At 55.4% G+C, this 20,233-nt stretch carries 17 protein-coding genes; 15 read left to right on the plus strand and 2 right to left on the minus strand.

Going from position 1 to position 20,233, the window contains the following annotated elements:
• Positions 1 to 4: 4 nt before the first annotated feature.
• The 3 genes from ptsP (at position 5) to LKX83_RS05435 (ending at position 3,042) form a co-directional block, all read left to right on the plus strand.
• Complete coding sequence (gene ptsP / locus LKX83_RS05425) at positions 5 to 1,735, plus strand: phosphoenolpyruvate--protein phosphotransferase (protein WP_227881153.1); 1,731 nt, start codon at positions 5 to 7, stop codon at positions 1,733 to 1,735.
• A complete protein-coding gene (locus LKX83_RS05430) occupies positions 1,732 to 1,992 on the plus strand; it encodes an HPr family phosphocarrier protein (RefSeq protein WP_227881154.1) in 261 nt (86 codons plus the stop codon). Before ptsP ends, LKX83_RS05430 begins: the two co-directional genes overlap by 4 nt.
• Before the next feature lie 642 nt (positions 1,993 to 2,634).
• Positions 2,635 to 3,042: a pyridoxamine 5'-phosphate oxidase family protein gene (locus tag LKX83_RS05435; protein WP_227881155.1), complete on the plus strand. Its 408-nt coding sequence runs from the start codon at positions 2,635 to 2,637 to the stop codon at positions 3,040 to 3,042.
• A gap of 114 nt (positions 3,043 to 3,156) precedes the next feature.
• Here LKX83_RS05435 and LKX83_RS05440 read toward each other — a convergent pair whose 3' ends face one another.
• Positions 3,157 to 6,123 carry an OmpL47-type beta-barrel domain-containing protein gene (locus tag LKX83_RS05440; RefSeq protein ID WP_227881156.1) on the minus strand — a complete coding sequence of 989 codons (2,967 nt, stop codon included), beginning with the start codon at positions 6,121 to 6,123 and terminating at the stop codon, positions 3,157 to 3,159.
• 123 nt (positions 6,124 to 6,246) lie between these two features.
• Complete coding sequence (locus LKX83_RS05445; protein ID WP_227881157.1) at positions 6,247 to 7,188, minus strand: aminoglycoside phosphotransferase family protein; 942 nt, start codon at positions 7,186 to 7,188, stop codon at positions 6,247 to 6,249.
• A 120-nt stretch (positions 7,189 to 7,308) separates the two neighbouring features.
• Here LKX83_RS05445 and LKX83_RS05450 point away from each other — a divergent pair, with 120 nt between their 5' ends.
• The 12 genes from LKX83_RS05450 (at position 7,309) to LKX83_RS05505 (ending at position 20,224) form a co-directional block, all read left to right on the plus strand.
• On the plus strand, positions 7,309 to 9,213 hold the full coding sequence (locus LKX83_RS05450) for an S-layer homology domain-containing protein (protein WP_227881158.1): 1,905 nt from the start codon (positions 7,309 to 7,311) through the stop codon (positions 9,211 to 9,213).
• A gap of 174 nt (positions 9,214 to 9,387) precedes the next feature.
• Positions 9,388 to 10,230, plus strand: coding sequence for a DeoR/GlpR family DNA-binding transcription regulator (locus LKX83_RS05455; RefSeq protein WP_227881159.1), 843 nt, complete (start codon positions 9,388 to 9,390; stop codon positions 10,228 to 10,230).
• Between the two features lie 196 nt (positions 10,231 to 10,426).
• Complete coding sequence (rpe, locus tag LKX83_RS05460) at positions 10,427 to 11,101, plus strand: ribulose-phosphate 3-epimerase (protein ID WP_227881160.1); 675 nt, start codon at positions 10,427 to 10,429, stop codon at positions 11,099 to 11,101.
• Positions 11,102 to 11,118: 17 nt separating this feature from the next.
• Positions 11,119 to 12,057 carry a ribokinase gene (gene rbsK, locus LKX83_RS05465; protein ID WP_227881161.1) on the plus strand — a complete coding sequence of 313 codons (939 nt, stop codon included), beginning with the start codon at positions 11,119 to 11,121 and terminating at the stop codon, positions 12,055 to 12,057.
• Positions 12,058 to 12,070: 13 nt separating this feature from the next.
• The gene (locus tag LKX83_RS05470) at positions 12,071 to 13,582 is read left to right on the plus strand and encodes a sugar ABC transporter ATP-binding protein (RefSeq protein ID WP_227881162.1); all 1,512 of its coding nucleotides are present in this window, start codon (positions 12,071 to 12,073) and stop codon (positions 13,580 to 13,582) included.
• Positions 13,579 to 14,562, plus strand: coding sequence for an ABC transporter permease (locus LKX83_RS05475; RefSeq protein ID WP_227881163.1), 984 nt, complete (start codon positions 13,579 to 13,581; stop codon positions 14,560 to 14,562). Before LKX83_RS05470 ends, LKX83_RS05475 begins: the two co-directional genes overlap by 4 nt.
• Positions 14,563 to 14,575: 13 nt before the next feature.
• Positions 14,576 to 15,532: an ABC transporter permease gene (locus LKX83_RS05480; protein WP_227881164.1), complete on the plus strand. Its 957-nt coding sequence runs from the start codon at positions 14,576 to 14,578 to the stop codon at positions 15,530 to 15,532.
• Between the two features lie 62 nt (positions 15,533 to 15,594).
• Complete coding sequence (locus LKX83_RS05485) at positions 15,595 to 16,647, plus strand: autoinducer 2 ABC transporter substrate-binding protein (RefSeq protein ID WP_227881165.1); 1,053 nt, start codon at positions 15,595 to 15,597, stop codon at positions 16,645 to 16,647.
• Between the two features lie 73 nt (positions 16,648 to 16,720).
• Positions 16,721 to 17,494, plus strand: coding sequence for a Cof-type HAD-IIB family hydrolase (locus LKX83_RS05490; protein WP_227881166.1), 774 nt, complete (start codon positions 16,721 to 16,723; stop codon positions 17,492 to 17,494).
• 33 nt (positions 17,495 to 17,527) lie between these two features.
• On the plus strand, positions 17,528 to 18,718 hold the full coding sequence (locus LKX83_RS05495; RefSeq protein WP_227881167.1) for a sugar phosphate isomerase/epimerase family protein: 1,191 nt from the start codon (positions 17,528 to 17,530) through the stop codon (positions 18,716 to 18,718).
• A 34-nt stretch (positions 18,719 to 18,752) separates the two neighbouring features.
• Positions 18,753 to 19,697 (plus strand): sugar phosphate isomerase/epimerase family protein, encoded by a 945-nt coding sequence (locus tag LKX83_RS05500; protein ID WP_227881168.1) that lies wholly within the window; start codon positions 18,753 to 18,755, stop codon positions 19,695 to 19,697.
• Positions 19,698 to 19,894: 197 nt separating this feature from the next.
• The gene (locus tag LKX83_RS05505) at positions 19,895 to 20,224 is read left to right on the plus strand and encodes an antibiotic biosynthesis monooxygenase family protein (protein WP_227881169.1); all 330 of its coding nucleotides are present in this window, start codon (positions 19,895 to 19,897) and stop codon (positions 20,222 to 20,224) included.
• Positions 20,225 to 20,233 lie beyond the last annotated feature (9 nt).

The raw sequence follows: 20,233 nt of genomic DNA on the forward strand, positions 1-20,233 counted from the left end.
AGCCATGACACGCAAGTTCAAGGGGATCGCCGCTTCTCCGGGCCTCGCCATCGCCCGCGCGGTCGTCCTGAGCACGGAGACGTACGTGCCGGCGGAAAGCCGGACCGAGCAGCCGGAGCGGGAGCTCGAACGCTTCCGCGCTGCCGTGCGGCAAGCGCAGGAGGAGATCGAGCGCATCCGGACGGCTACCGAGGCGAAGCTCGGCGCGGAGAAGGCCGCGATCTTCGAAGGGCATCTGCTCATCCTGGAGGATCCGGACCTGATCGAGACGGTCGAGGCGCAGATCCGGGACGAGGCGGCAGGCGCCGAATACGCGCTGTACCAGGTGGCGCAGACGTTCGTCGAGGCGCTGAGCCAGCTCGAGGACGAGGCGCTGCGGGAGCGCGCCGCGGACGTGCGCGACGTTAGCGGGCGCGTCATCGACGTGCTGCGGGGCGTTCGGGGCGGCGATCTGTCGCAGTTGGCCGACGAATGCATCGTCGTGGCGTCCGACCTGACGCCATCCGACACGGCTCAACTCAATCTGGAAGTCGTGCGGGGCTTCGTCACCGAAATCGGCAGCCGGACATCGCACTCGGCGATCATGGCCCGCTCGCTGGACGTCCCCGCGATCGTGGGCGCCGGCGCTGGCGTGCGCGACATCCCGGACGGCGCCATGCTCGTGATGGACGCGACCGAGGGCATGCTCTTGGTCGATCCGACGCCGGAGGAGCTGACTGCCTATACGGACAAGAAAGCCGCTTACGATCGCCGTCGGGCCGAGCTGAGGCAGTGGGCCGGGCGGCCGTCGGTATCGGCCGACGGCCATCGCGTCGAGATCGCCGCCAACATCGGCCAGCTCGAGGACGTGCAGAAAGCGTTGGACAACGGCGCCGAGGCGATCGGGCTGTTCCGGACGGAGTTCCTCTACATGGGCCGCAGCGCGCTGCCGTCCGAGGAGGAGCAGTTCCAGAGCTACAAGTACGTGCTGGAGAAGATGGCGGGCAAGCCGGTCGTCATCCGGACGCTGGACATCGGCGGGGACAAGGAGCTGCCGTACCTGGATCTGCCCAAGGAGAGCAATCCGTTCCTAGGCCAGCGGGCGCTGCGCCTCTGTCTCGAGCGGCAGGACGTGTTCCGCGCCCAGCTCCGCGCGCTGCTGCGCGCAAGCCCGTACGGCAACCTCAAGATCATGTTCCCGATGATCGCCGTCCTGGAGGAGCTGATCGACGCCAAGCGAATTCTCGAGGAGGAAAAGCGGCAGCTCGTCGCCTCCGGCGTCGCGGTGTCCGAGACGTTCGAGGTCGGCATGATGATCGAGGTGCCTTCCGCGGCCGTTTCGGCGGATTTGTTCGCGAAGGAAGCGGATTTTTTCAGCATCGGAACGAACGATCTGATTCAATATACGATGGCCGCCGACCGGATGAACGAGACGGTGTCCTACTTGTACCAGCCTTATCACCCGTCCATCCTGCGCCTCATCCGCCACGTCATCGACGCGGCGCGCGAGGAGGGCAAGTGGGTGGGCGTATGCGGCGAGATAGCCGGCGATCCGACGGCGATCCCGCTCTTGCTCGGCCTCGGCCTGCATGAATTCAGCATGAGCGCGGGCTCGATTCTCCCGGCGCGCGAGCGGGTCGGCTCGCTATCGCACGGCGACTGGCAGACCCTGTCGAGGCAGGCGCTGTCGCTGCGCGGCCACCGGGAAGTCCAAAGCTTCGTGCAGCAACATTTGGAAGGGAGCGAACAAGCATGATGACCCAAACGTTCACCGTAACGAACCCGGCGGGCTTCCACGTCCGTCCGATCAAAACCTTCGTCGAAGCGGCCAGCCGCTATCCCGCCAAGATCAACGTGCTCTGCAAAGGCAAAAAGGTCAACGGCAAAAGCTCGTTGAGCATGCTCACCCTCGGCATCGCCGCCCAGGACGAGGTTACCCTGGAAATCGACGGCGAAGGCGAGCAGGAAGCGATGCAGAAGCTGGGCGAGCTGCTCGTCCAGATTCACGAGTAAGGCGGCTTGCGCCGCGCCCGATCGCGATAAACAGGAAAGTCCGGCAGCCGATCAATCGATGCCGGGCTTTTTTGTCCTACAATGTATAAGTTTTACTCTCTCCATTTCTGTAGGACTTCCGATGAAAAGTGGTTTCGAATGAATCAGTTGGGTCTTGTTGCAAATTCGTCGGATTCCGGCCGATGGTTCACCACTAGTGCAAGCCAATCGGTTCCTTGTTTGCGCTCGGTTCGGGTCGCTCAGTCAATTAGTTGCATTCATACATCTATTTAGGGCCATTTCGGGAGGGTGGAGCAGTTTACTTGTAAAAGTACATCTAATTTAGCGTAAATCCGTCCTTTATGCAGAAAACGGATCATTTAGTTGTACGATTGCAACTAAATGATCGTTAAGAAGGAATATAGCAAAATTAGATGTACATTTGCATCTAAATCGTTGGATGCGGAGTAGGCAATACGGAAAGCGGATTTCGGCGTTTGTCTGCTTCGCGTCTTGCCGAAGGTAAGCTTGAAGGTCGGATGGCTTTCGCTTGCCCGTATGACCTCCGATAAAAACGTGCCGCCATCTTCCTTGAAGACGGCGGAGCCGGGTTTATTTATGGTGTGCGGTGAGAGCTCCGGCAATATTCGGGGGTGAGAAGTCATGGCCCATACGCACACCGACAGCGAGGAAGCGGTCCGCAAAGTAAGGGACCTGATCAAGGGTATCGACACGGCGATGCTGACGACGGTATCGGCCGACGGACTCGTGACACGCCCGATGAAGACGCAGGAAGTCGAGTTCGACGGTGATCTGTGTTTTCTGACGAAGAAGGACACGAACAATTACCGCGAGCTGCTAAACCATTCGAGCGTCAATGTCGCCTACGAGAAACTGCTCGACACGACTTACGACGATCCGAACCTGGTGCTTGTCAAAGTGAAGGCCGAGACGGCCGAGTACTGGGAAACGGGCAGCAAGATCAAGATGGTGGCCCATCTGTTCAAGCGGCTGACCGGTCGGGACGTCTCCGAGTCGGATTTGAACAAGACGGTCGAAATGAACGCTTGATAAAATTCCGGGGGCTTCGGGGATCGAGCGGCGGTCCGTCCGCCGAACGCAAGTCAAAAAGAAAAACGGCGGGACAGAGAAACCCTGTCCCGCCGTAGGAGATGGCAACTGCTTTTACAATCCGTTCGCTTGGATATACTTCACATCATCGACTAACAAGTTGGCGAATTTCGCATCGATTTGCTTGCCGCTGTGCTTGTTGATCTCTTGAATCAGATCGTCAAGCAGCTGGCTTTGGTCTTTATTCTTGTTTGCCTTTTGGATGTTTTTCACTTGGGACTGCAGGCTTTGGGCCGTGCCGTGATTCGCGATCCAGCCTTTGCTCTCCCCGATGGAGAGGAGGGCATCCAAGTGATCCAAATCCATAAAGGAGGTCAACGTCACGGTCGTGTCCGACTTGTTCCCCGCAAAGTCTTCGGCCGTAATGACAAGCGCATGGCTCCCGGCGGACAACGCAAGCGGCGAAATCTCCTCGACGGACCCGATCTTTACGCCGTCCAGGGTGTAAGCAATCGCTTTGACGCCGCTCAGGTTGTCCGATGCCGCAACGGTCAATTTGACTGCGGAGTCGGTCTGATAAAACTTCGCCGATCCTTGATAGGAAATCGACGGCGCCGTTTTGTCGATCCAGATTTGGACGGTTTGCGTATTTTCGATATTGTTTGCCTTATCGATGGAGTGGTACGAGATGACATTCTTGCCTTCGGCGGAGATGGCAACCGGACCTTGAACGGCGATCCATTCTCCTTCGTTTACCCGATATTCGGTTTTCGCCACGCCAACGCCGTTTTCGTTATCCTTTGCGGTAAACGTGAGCGTCACGTCTTGGCGGTTGTAATGGTTTTCTCCGGAAACGCCATCCACTTGAACGGAAGTCGTCGGGGCTTGGGTATCCGCGAGCGTTACGGCGCCGATCGCAAGCGGTTTAAGCTGGTAGACGCCGTTAAAGATGGAGGAAATGCCGGCAATGCTGACCTGGCTTCCCGCCGGAAACGCGGTTTGGAATTCGTCGAAGCCGATGCCGGTCCGGCCATCCACGCGCACGTGCGTGGTATTTGCGCCATTCACGACGTCGAATTCAAAGGAGCCGGCAGGCGTTGCTGCTTTATAATTCTGGATGGCGACATTCTCGAGCTTCACCAGAAGGCCCTGGTTACCCTCGTTCAGCGCCGGTTGCACGACGGCTTCCGGCAGGGGGGCCGTTCCGATTTTCTTCAGCACGACGGGATCGGTTAATTCCAGCTCGGTGTTATAGATCGTTTTCTTTGCGCTGATCGAGATCTTATCGCCTGCATGATAACCCGTTGCGCTCTGGAAGACGTAGATGCCGGCCGAGTCATCCTGTACATAGAATCCCTGGCCGCCGAATGCGCCCGGTTCCGAAGTGATGACGCCTTCCACCGTGACGATGCTGCCTTCCGCCGCATGGCGAGCGTCCGCGATGGAGACTTTCTCCGGGACCGGCGGCTGATCCGCGGGCAGCGGTTCGGCAGGCACATTGGCGATCGATACGGCTTCCGTGATTTCATTGTTTCCGTTTACCTTCAGCCTTAAGCTGGCTTGTCCAACGGCAGTCGGATTGATCTGAACGTTCAGGTCTTTATAAGCGTGACCCGTAGCGTCGGCCGTGGCGGAGAAGGCTGCGCTGTATCCGTAGGAGGTTGGCCAAGTGCCGTTCGCGTTTTGGAATTTGGCTACTTGGGTTCCTCCCGCCAGGTAGATGCCCACAGACAGGTTCGAGACGGTTTGTCCGGGCAAGAGGTTGTTTACCGATACGCGGATTTGGAACTGCTGCGCGTTCGGCAACGTGCTCTGGTGGACGAATTTGTATTGCGCTTGAACCGGCGGCTGCTGCGTAGAACCATACGAACCCGATTTAAACGTAGTCGGGTCGTACCACTTGTAGCCGGCATTCGGCGGGGCCCAAGGCTCCGGCTGAGGCTCTGTCGTGAGTTCGGGCGTTTCGATAGCGAGCAGCGGGGTCGGTTGATCCAATTGCAATCCCGCGACTTGGCTGAAATCGGTGTAGCTCTCGTGATTGGCCAACCATTCGACGGTTTGCACCAGGAATGTGGCGTCATCGGCTTCGCCTTTGAACCCGTCATAGGTCGTTTTTTTCGCGCCGGTGTCTTCGCGCAAATATTTCGGAGTGGCATCTTCAACCGGAGAGGAGTCGCCGATAAAGGCCGCTTTTCCCGCGCCCAGCTTGGATACGGCTGCGAACGGACCTTCCGCGCGGCCTCCTCCGCCGTAAACGCCGCTATCTACGGCATTCGCCCATGCGGGGACGTTCTTCGGGACGTAGACCAATCCTTTGGCCTTCGTCGGATCCAGAATCGCAAGCGTGGAACCCGCATGCATCGCGACGGAGCCGACCCCTGCCGTAATGCCAAACGCTTGGTCCGGCGCGACCACGTCGGTCAGGTTATCTACATCGCCAAGCGCATTGTAGCGGAAACGGACGCCAAAGTTTTGGCCGAGCCAATCCGAGCTTTGCAAGCCTTGCATCGCCGGGGAAGCCGCTTCTTCGGCCGACATTCCTTTGGCCGGATTGTCCCATGCGCCGCGACGGTAACCGTTAAAAACCTCCGAAGCATCCCAACGGTTTTTATTGCGGTCCGCGTTATAATGATCGGAGATAAAGAAAATGCTTCCGCCTTCCTTGGTGTACCGCAGCATGGCATCCTGTTCGGATTTCTTGTAAGGAATGTTCGCTTCCCCGATCACGAAAACATCGTAATTTTTGAGTTTCTCGTAGGTTACGGCTTGTTCGCCGAACGTAAACGGGATCGGGCGGTCAAGCGAATCCACGGTAAACCCGTCGGCTTTCAATGCATCGGCGAAGTCGGAGAATCCGCCGTCAATGACCCAATCGGCTGCGCCGGCCGTTTGGCCGTGCGTGTTGTCGAACAGCACCTTTTTGCCTTTGCCGTCCGGCAGCGGAGCGACTGCAGCTTGAACCTGTGAAGCGTCGGCGTTTGCAGCCGATGTCGTGCTTGGCGAAAAACCGAGCATGCCCGAAAACGTCAAAAGCGCGGCTAGCGACGACCACGCTACTTTCTGAAGAAACCTTGATCTCACGATTGGCTTCCCTCCTAGTGAAATTTAGGAATGCCAAATTAGATTAAATCCCGATTGTTAAGGCAAGATAATGGTAACGTTTAAATTAACGCATAATGGACAGGAAAATATACCCGTAAGGCATCATTCCACGTCTTTCAGTTCCTCCGCTAAGCTCCGCAGGGTGGCCGCTCTGGCCGAGGCGGCTTGCTCATCGAACAAGAGCTGCTCGATGAATTCCCATATATCCTCCAACTTGCGTCTCCCCCGATAAAATTGCAGCGCCTCGAGATTGACCTCAAAATGGCGATGCCGCTTCCGATAGAGAGCTAAAAAGTCCTCATAGTACGGCTCTTCGACCAAGAACATCAAATCCGCTTCAACAGGCGCTAATCGAAGCCCTTCCCAGTCAATCAGAATCAGCTGTCGTCCGGATTGCATCAGATTCCAAGGGTGGATATCGGTATGGCACAGCGCCATTCTCAAGGGTTGGCCTTTCAGGCGGAGCGACAGCTGTTCGACCGCATCGGCCAGAAGGTTCACCTGTGCCAGGCGAGGGGCGATTGCTTCTCTGACATCGCTGGGAACAAGGGGAGAATCCTGATCCAAGGCACTCCTCAACTGCGGCAGAAACGGGACATGGAAATCCTCCCTGATCGCGTCCGTCTTCACCGGAATGCCCTCCCCATAGGTATGAAGCTCCGTTACGATCTCGGACAGCTGGCGCGCCTGCTCGCCGGTTAAATCCTGATCGCCAATCGTCTCCCCGTCGATATATTCGTAGAGCAGATAGATGCCATCCTCATCCTCGCACTTATATTCGCCATGCTTGGTTAATAGGGGGACCGGGATTTTGCCTTTTAACCCGCTATGTTGGTCAAGCCACTTCATGATCGGCGCATATTCGTCGATCAGCGCGGTCCATTTGGGGGTGGAAGCTCTGCTTTTCTCATAAACCTTCAGGAAATAGGAATGCTTGTCGCTGCTTACCTTATACGCGAGCGCTGCCCAACCGCCCTTTTGCGGGAAGATATCTGCCGTTTCGATCTCGTAATAATCTTTCAAAATGGTCTTTAATCGGTTCATAGGGTCCTCCTCCAAACTGGCAGCATATTAAAATAATTATATTGTATTTTACAGGAATTATCAGTTCCGGCGGCGAAAGTAGTTCGTACGCTAGAATCGATGAACGGGAGCTCTCCTCGGATGAAAAACAGAAACCTGCGCATGTACGCGTTGTCGTTGGCGCTCATTCTCTTGTTCGCATTCGCATTTCCGCATCACGCGTTTGCGATGCAGATCTTTGTGAAGACGCTGACAGGCAAGACCATCACGATCGAAGTCGAATCCAGCGACACGATTGAAGGGGTCAAGCGGAAGATCCAGGACAAGGAAGGGATACCGCCGGATCAGCAACGGTTGATCTTCGCCGGCAAGCAGTTGGAGGACGGCCGTGCTCTGTCCGATTACAACATCCAGAAGGAATCGACCTTGCATCTGATTGTGCGGGCCATCGATCCCCAGGTGACGGATGCCGCCTTCGAGACGGCCGCCAATACGCCGCTGGCGTTCCGGGCGAGCGACTTCACGGATCATTATGAATCTGCCTCGCCCTTGATCTCCATTCAGATCGTGTCGGTCACCGACGCCGTCTATGGCGCCCTGAAGCTGGACGAGGGCGGGGGAACGCTCACAGACGTCCAATCGGGCAAAGTGATCCCGGCGGCCCTTCTGGATCAACTGCGATTCGTCCCGACGGCCGACCGTTCGGGTACGACTTCCTTTGAATGGACGGCCAGCGACGGGAGGGCAGCGTCTTTGCCGGCCAAGGCGACCATTACCGTCGCTCCGAGGGTACCGGGCCGGAATGCGGACCTCAAGAGCTTGACGGTCTCTGCCGGCCGGCTCGATCCGGCTTTTGCCTCTTCCGTCGAAGCCTACACGCTCAGCTTGCCCTGCGGCATCGAATCCGTCGGCGTGATGGCCGTCACGTACGATACGCGGGCCACGCTAAGCATCGGCGGCCGGGCGGCCGACTCCGGGACGGAAGCCGCGATCTCTCTTGCGCCCGGCTCGAATGCCGTAGCGATCGTCGCCACGAGCGAAGACGGGAGCGCGGATCGCACTTATCGGATCGAGATCCCGCGGGCGTGCGACTCAGAAGCCCCCGTCTGGCCGGAGGGCGCCAAGCTTACGATTGCGGACGTGACGCAGACCGGCATGAAGCTGATCTGGCCAAGCGCGACGGACGATACCGGCGTCTCGTCGTACCAGATCTACGTCGACGGTCATGCCGCGGCTAGCGTCGCCGGCAGCGTCTACGAATATACGCTCGGCGGGTTGACGGCTTCCACGACGTATACCCTAGGCGTTATCGCATACGATGCGGCAGGCCATGCGAGCGAGGCCCTTCAAGCGAGCGCGACGACGCCCGCGTCCCCCGGTTCCGGAAGCGGACCGGGCGGACCAGGCGGTCCGGGGAATCCCGCGCCGGAGAAGCCCGGGGACCCTGACGATCGCCCACCGGCCGAGCCGCCTGCCGAATCTCCCGCGTTCCGCGATATTGCGGGGCACTGGGCCGAACGGGAGATCGACCGCGCTGCCAAGATGCAGCTCGTGAACGGCTATCCCGACCGGACGTTCCGTCCGGATCGTCCGATCACCCGGGCGGAGTTCACGGTTATGCTGGTTCACGCGCTCGGCCTGCGCGCGGAGGACGAAGATACCCTCGCCGCCTTTGCCGACCGGAGCCGGATCGGCGCTTGGGCGGCTTCGGGGATCGCCGAGGCTTATCGCGAAGGGATCGTGAAGGGGGATCCGGACGGCCGTTTCCGGCCGGGCGACGACATCACCCGAGCGGAGATGGCGGCGATGATCGCGAGGGCGTTTCACTTGAGCGCAGACGCGGCCGGGGATCAGCGCTCTCCGTTCGCCGACGACGCCGATATTCCGAGCTGGGCGATCGCGGCAGCCGTCTCCCTGGAGCGGCAGGGGATCGTGAAGGGCAGGGACGACGGCCGATTTGCGCCGAACGCCTCTGCAACGCGCGCAGAAGCCGTCGTGATGCTGCTGCGCTGCTTGGATGAAGCGGCACCCGCCGCTTCGCACTGATCGCCTAAGGGCTCATCGGGAGCCCTTTTAGCGTGCCGGGCGAGTGCGTAGATCCGGTCGCGCATGCCCTCGGCGAATGTCAGTCGAATGAGGCGCAGTGCACAAATAAGGTCTCCATCCGGCTTGCGCCTCTGTCATGAGGGTTGTTTGCGCGAGGAAAATAGGCTATATTAAATGGATAAGAACATGTGGGTTTTAAAGATTTCCCTAATGAAACCAAGCTTTATCCCCGGAAGGATGGATTTATTGGTGGCGGTCGACCGGAAAAAAGAGATCATCAAGCAGCTCGAAAACGGCGGTATGGTGAAAGTCGGAGATCTCAGCAAAAGATTCGGAGTGACCGACGAGACCATCAGGCGGGATTTAGAGAAGCTGGAGTCGGATGGCGTCATCTTGCGAACCCACGGCGGGGCCGTGTTGAATCCTAAGGACAACGGCTTTGGCTCAGAGCCGCCTGTCCTTCATAGAGAAATGATCCATCTGGAGCAGAAAAAGGCAATCGGCAGATATGCCGCTTCGATCGTAAAAGAAGGAGAAGTTATCGCGCTGGATGCCAGTACGACCGGGCTTCAATTGGTCAAGCATCTGCCCAATAAGCCTCTGACTATTTTGACCTATTCGTTTGCCATCGCGAATGAGCTGATCAAAAAGAAAGAGATCTCGGTCATTTTAATCGGCGGCAATTTAGACAGCGATTCCATGGCCATCACGGGGAAATCCGCCGAAAATATGGTGGAAGGCTATCACGTGGATAAATTCTTCTTCTCTTGCCAGGGCTTTGATTACCAACGCGGGGTTAGTGAGCCTTATGAATCGCATGCGCGGGTGAAGGAGAAGATATTGGAGATATCCGACGATCTGATCCTGATCGCGGATAGCAGCAAGTTTCAGCGGAAGTCCTTAATTCGTTTATTGGGACTTGAGGACGTTGATCTACTGATCACAGACGAGGGAATGCCCGCGCATGAGGTTTCCGAGTTGGGAAACAAAGGAGTTAACATCGCAATTGCGAATTGAAAGGTATGTTTAGGATCGAATAAGGAGCGGGATCGACTTATCAAAGTCGGTCTTTTTTGTTTTGCAGAAATAATATGTTGAAAACGGGCATTTTATGTTGTAATATACAGATATTAAATGGATTATTACTTTGTTACACAACGACAGACTGGCACATAATTTGGATATTGCAGATATTAGATAGGAGTGCTGGACAATGGCATTAATTGGGCCTTCCATGATGTGTGCGGATTGGGGCAATCTGAAGGAAAGCATCCGCCAGTTGGATCGCGGTGGCGCAGATTTCTACCATTTCGATATTATGGACGGTAATTTTGTTCCGAACTTTACGATGGGGCCCGATCTGCTGAGAACGCTGCGCGCATATACGGACAAACCGTTTGATATTCACTTGATGGTCGAGGAACCGGAACGCTATATCGATATGTTTGCCGATGCGGGAGCGAATTGGATCTCCGTTCATGCCGAATCCAAAACGCATTTGCAAAGAGCGCTTCAGCAAATTCGCGGCCGCGGCTTGAAAGCCGGCGTGGCGCTCAATCCCTCGACTCCGTTATCGTTTTTGGAGTATGTGATCGATGTGACGGATTATGTTTGTCTTATGACCGTAAATCCGGGATTCGCGGGGCAAACGTTTATTCCAAGCATGTACAGAAAAATCTCGGATTTACGAGAGATGATTCAAGCGAACGGCGTTCATCCGGAAATTCAAGTGGATGGGAATATCAGTTTCGAGGCGATTCCTCAAGTACTTGAACATGGGGCATCTTGGTTGGTTTGCGGTACATCAAGCTTGTTTCGATCCGATAATCTAGAGCAGGCTGCCTCTGAATTGAAAAGCTTTGTCGCGACCGCCCGCAAGATGATCTGATAAGGAAGGAAGATTCAATGATCACGGTACTTGGAAGCATGAATCTCGATGTCGTCGCGAGGGTTGAACGCTACCCTTCGCACGGAGAAACGAAGCTCGGCAAAGGAGTGGAAATGCTTGCCGGAGGCAAGGGAGCGAATCAAGCGATCGCTTGCGGCAGGTTAGGGAAAGATGTCTCTCTCATCGGATGTGCGGGCAGAGACCCCTTCGGAGATCGCCTGATTCATTCGTTACAGAAGAATGGCGTAAATTCCGAGTTCGTGAAAATAACGGAGCGAGCTTCGACGGGCACGGTTCTTGTGACGGTGGACGATACAGCCGAGAATACGATGATCGTGATCAAAGGCGCGAATGAAATGCTTACGACGCAAGACATCGACGCTTGTATAGGTTTAATCCGAAGTAGCAGCGTATTATTGGTCCAAATGGAGGTACCGCACGAAGTTGTGCTGTATGCGATGACAGAGGCGCGCAAGCACGGTGTATACATCATTCTGGATCCGGCACCCGCCGAAGGCGTTACCCTGGACATGCTTGGCTTTGCTGATTTGATTACCCCCAACAAACAAGAGACCAAACATTTTACGGGCATCGACGTGACGGATGAGGCATCGGCTGCGGCCGCGGCTAGACAGCTGGCAGATGCAGGCGTCAAGAACAGCATCATCAAAATGGCGGAGCAAGGATCGCTAATTTACGCCGACGGGAAATGCACAAGGGTGAAGGGAATTCGCGTAGAGGCGGTCGATACGGTGGGCGCGGGAGATTCGTTTGCCGGAGCATTGGCTGTCGCGTTGGACGATGGCGCGACGATTACGGAAGCAGTGGAATTCGCGACTGCCGTCAGCGCGTTGAAGGTTACCCGATCGGGTGCCCAGGACGGAATTCCGACAAGGGATGAGCTTGACGAATTTTGCAAGTCGCGTAATTTGACGCTTTATAACAACAGGCCATAGGCGGTGTGAGAAAATGGAATCTTTGCTGCGGATGAGCAATATAAGCAAGACCTATCCGGGGGTTAAAGCGCTGGATCAAGTGCAGCTTGCGATTAAACCGGGCGAAGTGCATGCGTTGATCGGCGAAAACGGCGCGGGGAAATCGACGTTGATGAAAATTCTGGTCGGCGTCGAAAACCCCGACGAAGGTGCGGAGATCCATTTCGCCGGCGAGAAGATCCGGTTATCCAAACCGATCGAGGCCACGTTAAAGGGGATCTCCATGATCTATCAGGACTTAAGTTTGTTTCCCAACCTCTCCGTAGCCGAGAATATTTGCATCGGAACTGAAAGCGCTGCCAAAGGATACGCCCGAGTAAAATGGAAACCGATGAAGGCACGCGCTGAAAAAGCGTTGGCCGAGCTTGGATTAAAAGTGGATGTGTCGCTCCCCTTGGAGAAATTGAGTATCGCCAAGCAGCAGTTGGTTGCCATAGCCCGATCCTTGGTGTTCGATTCCAAGTTGATTGTTATGGATGAACCTACTTCTTCATTGTCCTCCGGCGAAGTCGAGCAGTTGTATAAGATTATCGAAGATTTGCGCAACAGAGGAATCTCGATCATTTATATCAGCCATAAACTGAAGGAATTGTTCGCCGTCGCCGATCGGTTTACGGTTTTGCGGGACGGGAAGTTTGTCGGAAGCTATGACAAAGAAGACATGGACGAAGATAAGTTGATCGCCTTAATGGTCGGAAGAGAAGTGGATGTCATCAATAGGGAAGAAAACGCCGGCGGAGAAGAAGTGCTTCGCGTAGAAGGGCTCTCCAAAAAAGGGAACTTCAAGGATATTTCCTTCTCTCTCCGCGCCGGCGAGATTGTCGGCATCACGGGATTGGTTGGAGCCGGACGAACGGAACTGGCGCAAGCGCTGTTCGGTCTGAACAAGCCGGATTCCGGTCAAATTTATGTCGCCGGCAAGAAAGTGAACATCCGGACCTCGAGCGACGCCGTCAAGCACAAGATGGCCTACATTCCCGAAAGTCGTCAAACGCAGGGGCTGTTCCTTAGGCAATCGATTACGGACAACATCTCGGTGACGGTATTCGGCAAGATGCTGAACAAGTTCAAGCTGATCGACCGTTCCAAAGAGCAGAAGCTGGCCAGCGAATACATTCAAATCCTGGACGTCCGTCCTCCGATCGCCGGGATGAATGCCGGGCAGCTCTCAGGAGGCAACCAGCAAAAAGTCGTCATCGCCAAATGGTTATCCACCGAACCTCGAATCTTAATCATCGACGAACCGACGAACGGAATCGACATCGGCGCCAAAACGGAAATTCATAAACTGCTGCGCAGATTGACGAATAAAGGAATCGGGATCATCGTCATTTCTTCCGAGCTGCCCGAAGTGTTGGCCGTAAGCGACCGGATTTTGGTCATGAGACGGGGCAGAATTTCAGGAGAAATCGCTGCATCGGAAGCTACGCAAGAGATGATCATGAATCTCGCCGTTTTAGGGACGAAGGCAGGTGGAAGCAAATGAAATCCGTGTTCAAATCAAAAGAAATCGGAATTCTGTCCGTACTCTTGTTCCTCTGCATCATCCTTAGCGTGAACAATCCCGTGTTTTTAACGGCGGATAATATCCAAGATATATTTAAAGCCAATGCCATTCTGGCCATTTTGGCCATGGGGATGACGTTGGTGATTATCACGGGCGGGATCGATGTCTCCGTAGCCGCGATCACCAGCGCAGCCACCGTGATCACGGGACATCTGATGAAAGTATTGCCGGACTCGCCGCTGTCGGTAGCGGCAGCGTTCGCGATTGCGATTCTAAGCGGACTCCTCCTTGGTTTGATCAACGGAACGCTCATCGCGAAGACGAAGATTCCTCCCATTGTCGCCACGTTGGGTACGATGAGCATTATTAATGGGAGCGTTCTATACTTCACCAACGGCGTCTACTTGAACAGCAGCAATTTCCCAAAAGCGTTCATCCGCTTTGCGGACTTTAAGATAGCGGGTATCTCCATCCTGATCTATCTGATTGCCCTGGTTACTCTGATCACTTGGTATGTCATGAAGTATACGATGATCGGCCGTTCCGTCTTCGCCATTGGGGGCAATCCCGTCTCGGCGGTTCGGGCAGGCATCCATCTGGAACGAACGCAATTATTTGTATACGGATACATGGGGTTTCTGGCCGGCATTGCCGCGTTGGCTCAAATGGTCTATACCAAATCGGTCGACCCGAACGGCATGCTCGGGTTTGAGTTGACGGTTATTTCCGCCGTCGTCATTGGCGGCGCGAACATCCTCGGCGGGAACGGGTCGGTCTGGGGCACGCTCATCGGGGTCGTCCTGCTCGGGGTCATGCAAAACGGTTTGATCCTCAGTCATGTCGACACCTACTGGCAAAAAGTAATCGTCGGCGCGGTTATCCTTACCGCCGTATCCTATGATTTCCTCCGGCGCAAACGGATGGAGTCGAAGCTATTAAAAGTGGAAGTCGAGGCATAGGAGGGATAACACGATGTTGAAGCTGTCCAAAGAAGCCATGCTGGGGCTGGTCTTAATCGCTCTTTTCCTGCTGATGTCGATCATCGCTCCGGGATTTTTGGATTCGTACAACTTGAGCAATATGATGTTTCAACTGCCTGAGCTCGGCATATTGGCTCTTGGCATGATGGTGGTTATCTTGACCGCGGGCATCGATTTATCGATTACCTATACGGCGTCCTTCTCGGGAGTCATCGCCGCATTATGCATGTCGCACCACTATCCGATTGCCGTTGCCATTGGAATCGGCATCGCTGTCGCCTTGCTCTGCGGATTGCTAAACGGATTTTTCATTGCCATTATCGGCGTTTCTCCGATTTTGGTCACGCTCGGCAGCATGGTGCTGTTCGAAGGCGTCATTCTTACGATTACCAAGGGGAATGCGATCTCCGGGTTTCCGGACGCGTTCGGACAAATCGGGAATATGTCGATCGGCCCCATCCCATTGCCGGTTATCGTATTTCTTGTTTTAGCCGTCATTACGGCTACCTTGCTCAATCGTACGATTTGGGGTCGAAGCGTCTACAAGGTCGGCATCAACCCGGTCGCGGCTCGATTTTCCGGACTCCATGTGAAGCGGGTTCTGCTCGGCGTCTATTTATTCTCCGCATTTATGGCATCGATCGCCGCGATCATTATGATCTCCAGATACAACTCGGCCAAAGTCGATTTGGGTTCCTCCTATCTGCTGTTGACGGTCTCGGCGGCCGTTCTCGGAGGGACGGAAATTTCGGGCGGGTATGGCAAAGTGAAAGGCACCGTGTATGCGGTGGCGATCTTCCAGGTCCTATCCAACGGATTGAATCTATTGGGGATACCGCGAACCGTTGTCGACATCCTGATGGGCGTCATCTTAATCGCCGTGCTCACGCTTAATTACGTCTCGGCAAAGATGAGCGCGAGAAAATCGCTTAAAGTTTCAGCCGGTTGATAGTATCCGTACTAAGCGGATATTGATCATAAGAATGACAATCTGAAAGGGGTAGTACACAGATGAAAAAGTTTTCCGGAATGATGGTAAGTCTGGTCATGGTTTTCGCTTTGATTTTATCGGCTTGCGGTTCGAAGAATGAGAATGCGGGCGCGAGCCCTGACGCGGGTTCGGGAGCGCCGTCATCCCCGGCATCCGGCAAGAAGCTAAAGATTGCCGTTGTGCCTAAGCTTATCGGCATTCCTTATTTTAACGCATCGGAGACCGGTGCCAAAAAAGCAGGAGCAGATCTGGGCGTAGACGTGATCTATACGGGTCCGACCCAGGGGGATGCGGCTCAGCAAGTCAAAGTCATCGAAGACTTGATCAGCCAGAAGGTCGATGTGATCGCGGTGGCGCCGAACGATCCCGCTTCTCTGACGCCCGTATTGAAACGAGCCAAAGAACAAGGAATCAAAATCATGGACTGGGATACCCCCGCCGATCCATCCGTAGTCGAGCTTTCCGTACAGCAAATCGATAATGAAGTATTCGGACGGACGATTACAGACAAGCTTGTCGAGAAGATGGGAACCGATACGGGCGAAGTCGCACTGCTCACGGGCGGATTGTCTGCGGCTAACTTGAACACATGGATCGACTGGGCTCAAAAACAAGCGGCGGAAAAATACCCCGGCTTGAAATTCGTCAGCGACAAAATCGCAACGGATGAGAAACAACAGGTCGCCTATCAAAAAACGTTGGATCTGCTCAAGGCCTATCCGAATCTGAAAGGCATCATGGCCTACTCTACGGTAGCCCCGATTGGCGCAGCGCAAGCTGTTCAGGAGAAAGGGCTTCAGGGGAAAGTGGCGGTCGTCGGTACGGCCCTGCCGACAGACTCCAAGCCGTATCTGGCGGACGGCTCCTTATCTTCCGCGCTGCTCTGGGATCCGGGAGCGCTCGGCTATTTAACCGTTGCGCTGGCTAAAGATTTGGCGGAAGGCAAGCTTCCTACCGACGGCCAGGAAGTGCCAAACGTCGGTAAAATCACGGTGAAATCCGACAACAAAACGGTCGTCATGGGGCCTCCGACCGAGTTTACCAAAGAAAATGCGGACCAATATCCATTTTAATGCCGCTTGAGTGAAGCGCGCGGACATTCCTGCGACAGGCATGTCCGCGTTGCCATTGGAAAAGGGTGAACATATGACGGGAAAGCTCGTTTTTTTCGATATCGACGGCACGCTGCTTGATCATGATAAAAAACTGCCCGCTTCGGCGATACAGGCAATCCGGCAGCTGAAGCAGGCGGGACATGAAGCAGCTATCGCTACGGGCCGGGGCCCCTTTATGTTCAAACACGTTCGGGAGCAACTGGGGATCGAGTCATTCGTCAGCTTCAACGGCCAATATGTGGAGTGGAAGAACGAACCGTTGTTAAAGAATCCGATTCGCGCCGATCTGCTTCGGGAACTGACTGATTTTGCCGATGCGAAGGGACATCCTCTTGTCTACATGGACCTTGAGACGATGAAAAGCAATGCGGAATATCATGTCCATATTGAAGAGAGCATTGCTACGCTCCAAGTCCCCCATCCGACGCATGATCCGGCCTATTTCCGCGGCAGGGATATTTACCAGAGTTTGGTTTTCTGCACGATAGATGAGGAGCCGATGTACCGGAAGCGTTTTCCCTATCTGAATTTTATTCGCTGGCACCCGTTATCTATGGACGTGCTGCCATTCGGAGGCTCAAAGGCGAAAGGCATTGAAGCGATGATCCGTCGCCTCGGCGTCCGCAAGGAAGAGATATATGCATTCGGCGATTACTTGAACGACATTGAAATGCTCCAATTCGCCGGAACCGGCATTGCGATGGGAAATGCGCCGGACGTCGTGAAAAAAGCGGCCAAGTTGGTGACTAGAAATGTTGAGGACGATGGGATATGGCATGGGTTGCGGATGGCAGGACTGTTGTAATTCCAGGGACGTTACGGAATGGAGTAAACCTCGATGATCGATCCGAAGATCTATCTGGCTGTAGACAATTGCTTCGCTTCCAAGCGATGGACGAGGCCGTCCGAATGGCTGGAATTGCTGGGGAATATGGGGGTAACCTGCGTAGAAGCAAGCGCGGATAACGAATGCGATCCTCTTTATATGGACCGGGGTTATTTGGAGCGATGGGTACGGGAAGTGCAGGCGGAAGGCCGAAAAAGGGGCGTCCGGGTTGCCAATCTTTATTCCGGCCATGGCACTTACGCGACCTTAGGGTTGACACACCATGACCCTGCCGTCAGAGACCGGATTCAGAACGAATGGTTGAAGCCGATGGCCGATATCGCCGCCAGCTTAAGCGCCGGACTCGGCTTTTATTGCCATGCCTTTTCCGACTCCGTCCTGCAGAGCCCGGAAGCCTACAAGGAAGCGGAAGAGGACCTCTACACCAGGCTTGCGGATATCGCGGAATATGCCCGTACGCTTGGCATCCGCGCCCCCGGAGTCGAGCAAATGTATACGCCGCATCAAATCCCTTGGACAATCGAAGGCTCGAAGCGGCTGCTCAGGGAAGTATTCGGACGATCTCAATCGCCGTTTTATATGACTTTGGATACGGGTCATCAGAGCGGGCAGTCCAAATTTCTTCGTCCGAACGCGTGGAGAATCGAGGAAATGGCGGATCGTTTCCGCAAGGACGGCTATCAGCCCTCCTTCTGGCTAGGTCCCAAATCGGCCTATGCGCTTTTTGACCGAATGATTCGCGAGCCGGCAGAGGGACAAGCAAGTTACGCGGCGCAGATCGTCCGGGAGATGGATCGTTATCCGCATCTATTCGCAGAGCAATCGGATGGAGACACTTATCGCTGGCTGGAGGAGCTGGGAGGCTATTCGCCGATCATACATTTGCAGCAAACGACCGGCGCCTCTTCCTCCCATCTGCCTTTCACGGAGGAATACAACCGGAACGGGATCATTTTGGGCGAACCTTTGTTGAAGGCATTGGAGAAAGCATACCAAGTCCCAGACGAAGAAGACTTGCCTCCAAAATGCGCGGAAATCTATCTCACCCTTGAAATTTTCTCCGGCACCAGCGAGATGAACGCGGATATTCTGAAAAAAATGCGGGATTCGATTGTGTATTGGAGGCAGTTCATTCCTGCAGACGGGATGAAGTTAAGCGAAGCGGTGCAAAACCTGCCATGAGAAGACCAATCTAGCCTGCGAGGAGCGCATGCCGATGCCAAAGCAGCTATATGAGCAGAAGAACGACAAAATACGAACCGCCTTTCTGGAATTAAAGAAGAACCGACCGGAACGCTTGAAGAAAAGGCTGAACTTGTCCTGGAGCAACTGGGGCTTCGGCATGGAACCGCTGGAGGTTTCGGCCAAGCGGCTGCAGAAGGCAGGCATCGCATTCATCGAGCTGCACGGCAACCATTATGGCCCGGATCTCGGCTACCGCGCCGGGGAGACGCTGGAGATCCTCGGGTCCTGCGGCATCCGGGCAGCCGGCGTATGCGGCATGTTCTCGAAGGACAACGATCTATCCAGCAGCCGCGCGATCGATCGTCAAGCGGCGATCGACTATTTGAAGCGGGAGATCGAGTTCGTATCTGCGGTGGGCGGCTCCTACTTGCTCGTCGTTCCGGGGGCCGTGGGCCGGCCGCAGAAGTACGACGATATGGAGTTGGAACGGAGCGCGGAGACGCTTCGCTCCGTTGCCGATCTGTTCGTGAAGCATGGCGTTCAAGCGGCGATCGAGCCGATCCGATCCGCCGAGACAAGCTACGTCCATACGATTGCGGATGCCCAAGCCTATATTCGCGCCGTTGATCACCCCGGCGTGCAGCATATTAACGGGGATGTTTATCATATGCAAGCGGAAGAATCCCATATCGGGGAAGCGCTAATGGCCGCAGGCGAGCAACTGCTCAATTTGCATATGGCCGATAGCAACCGCTGCGCTTTAGGCGACGGCTCCCTCGATCTGGACACCGTCATTATGGCGCTCTATCTGCTCGGCTTCAACCGCGATGGGCGATATGTTACGCCTGAGCCGCTCGGACCCGGAGGAGATCCTTATCCGGCGATGCATGGACGGCCGGATCCGGCGCAGCTTGACCGCATGGTCATGCAGACGGCTTCTTACTTTCGCGAACGGGAGTCTATTCTCATCGGCTGAACCCCCAAAGCGCATGCAAAGAAAATGCTGCCATTATGGCGAGCCCCATAACGGACTCCCATCCGGAGCCCTTTTTGCGTGCAGGGCGGATGGGCGAATGAGGCGTAGGCAACTCGGTTTCAAAGGATGTTCCCTTCCGACGAAAAGGCGTATAATCGTGGCATGCTTGACATTGCGAAATGGGGAGCGAAGCCAGGATGGAGAAAGGTATGAACGAGCCGTATTACGCGGTCATCTTCACGAGCCGGCGTACGGAAGGGGATCGCGGCTACGGCAGCATGGCCGACCGGATGGAGGAGCTGGCGAGGCGGCAGCCGGGCTTTATCGGCGTCGAGAGCGTGAGGGACGCGTCGGGCGCCGGCATCACCGTCTCCTACTGGTCCAGCCTCGAGGCGATCGCGGACTGGAAGCGCAACGAAGCGCATCGGGTCGCCCAGGAGAAGGGCAGGGAGGTCTGGTACGAGAATTACACCGTCCGGATTTGTAGGGTCGAGCGGGAATACGCCTACGATAACGAGCAAGGCTAAGCGGCACGC

It is taken from the genome of Cohnella baijiui (genome assembly GCF_020731285.1).
Classification (GTDB): domain Bacteria; phylum Bacillota; class Bacilli; order Paenibacillales; family Paenibacillaceae; genus Cohnella.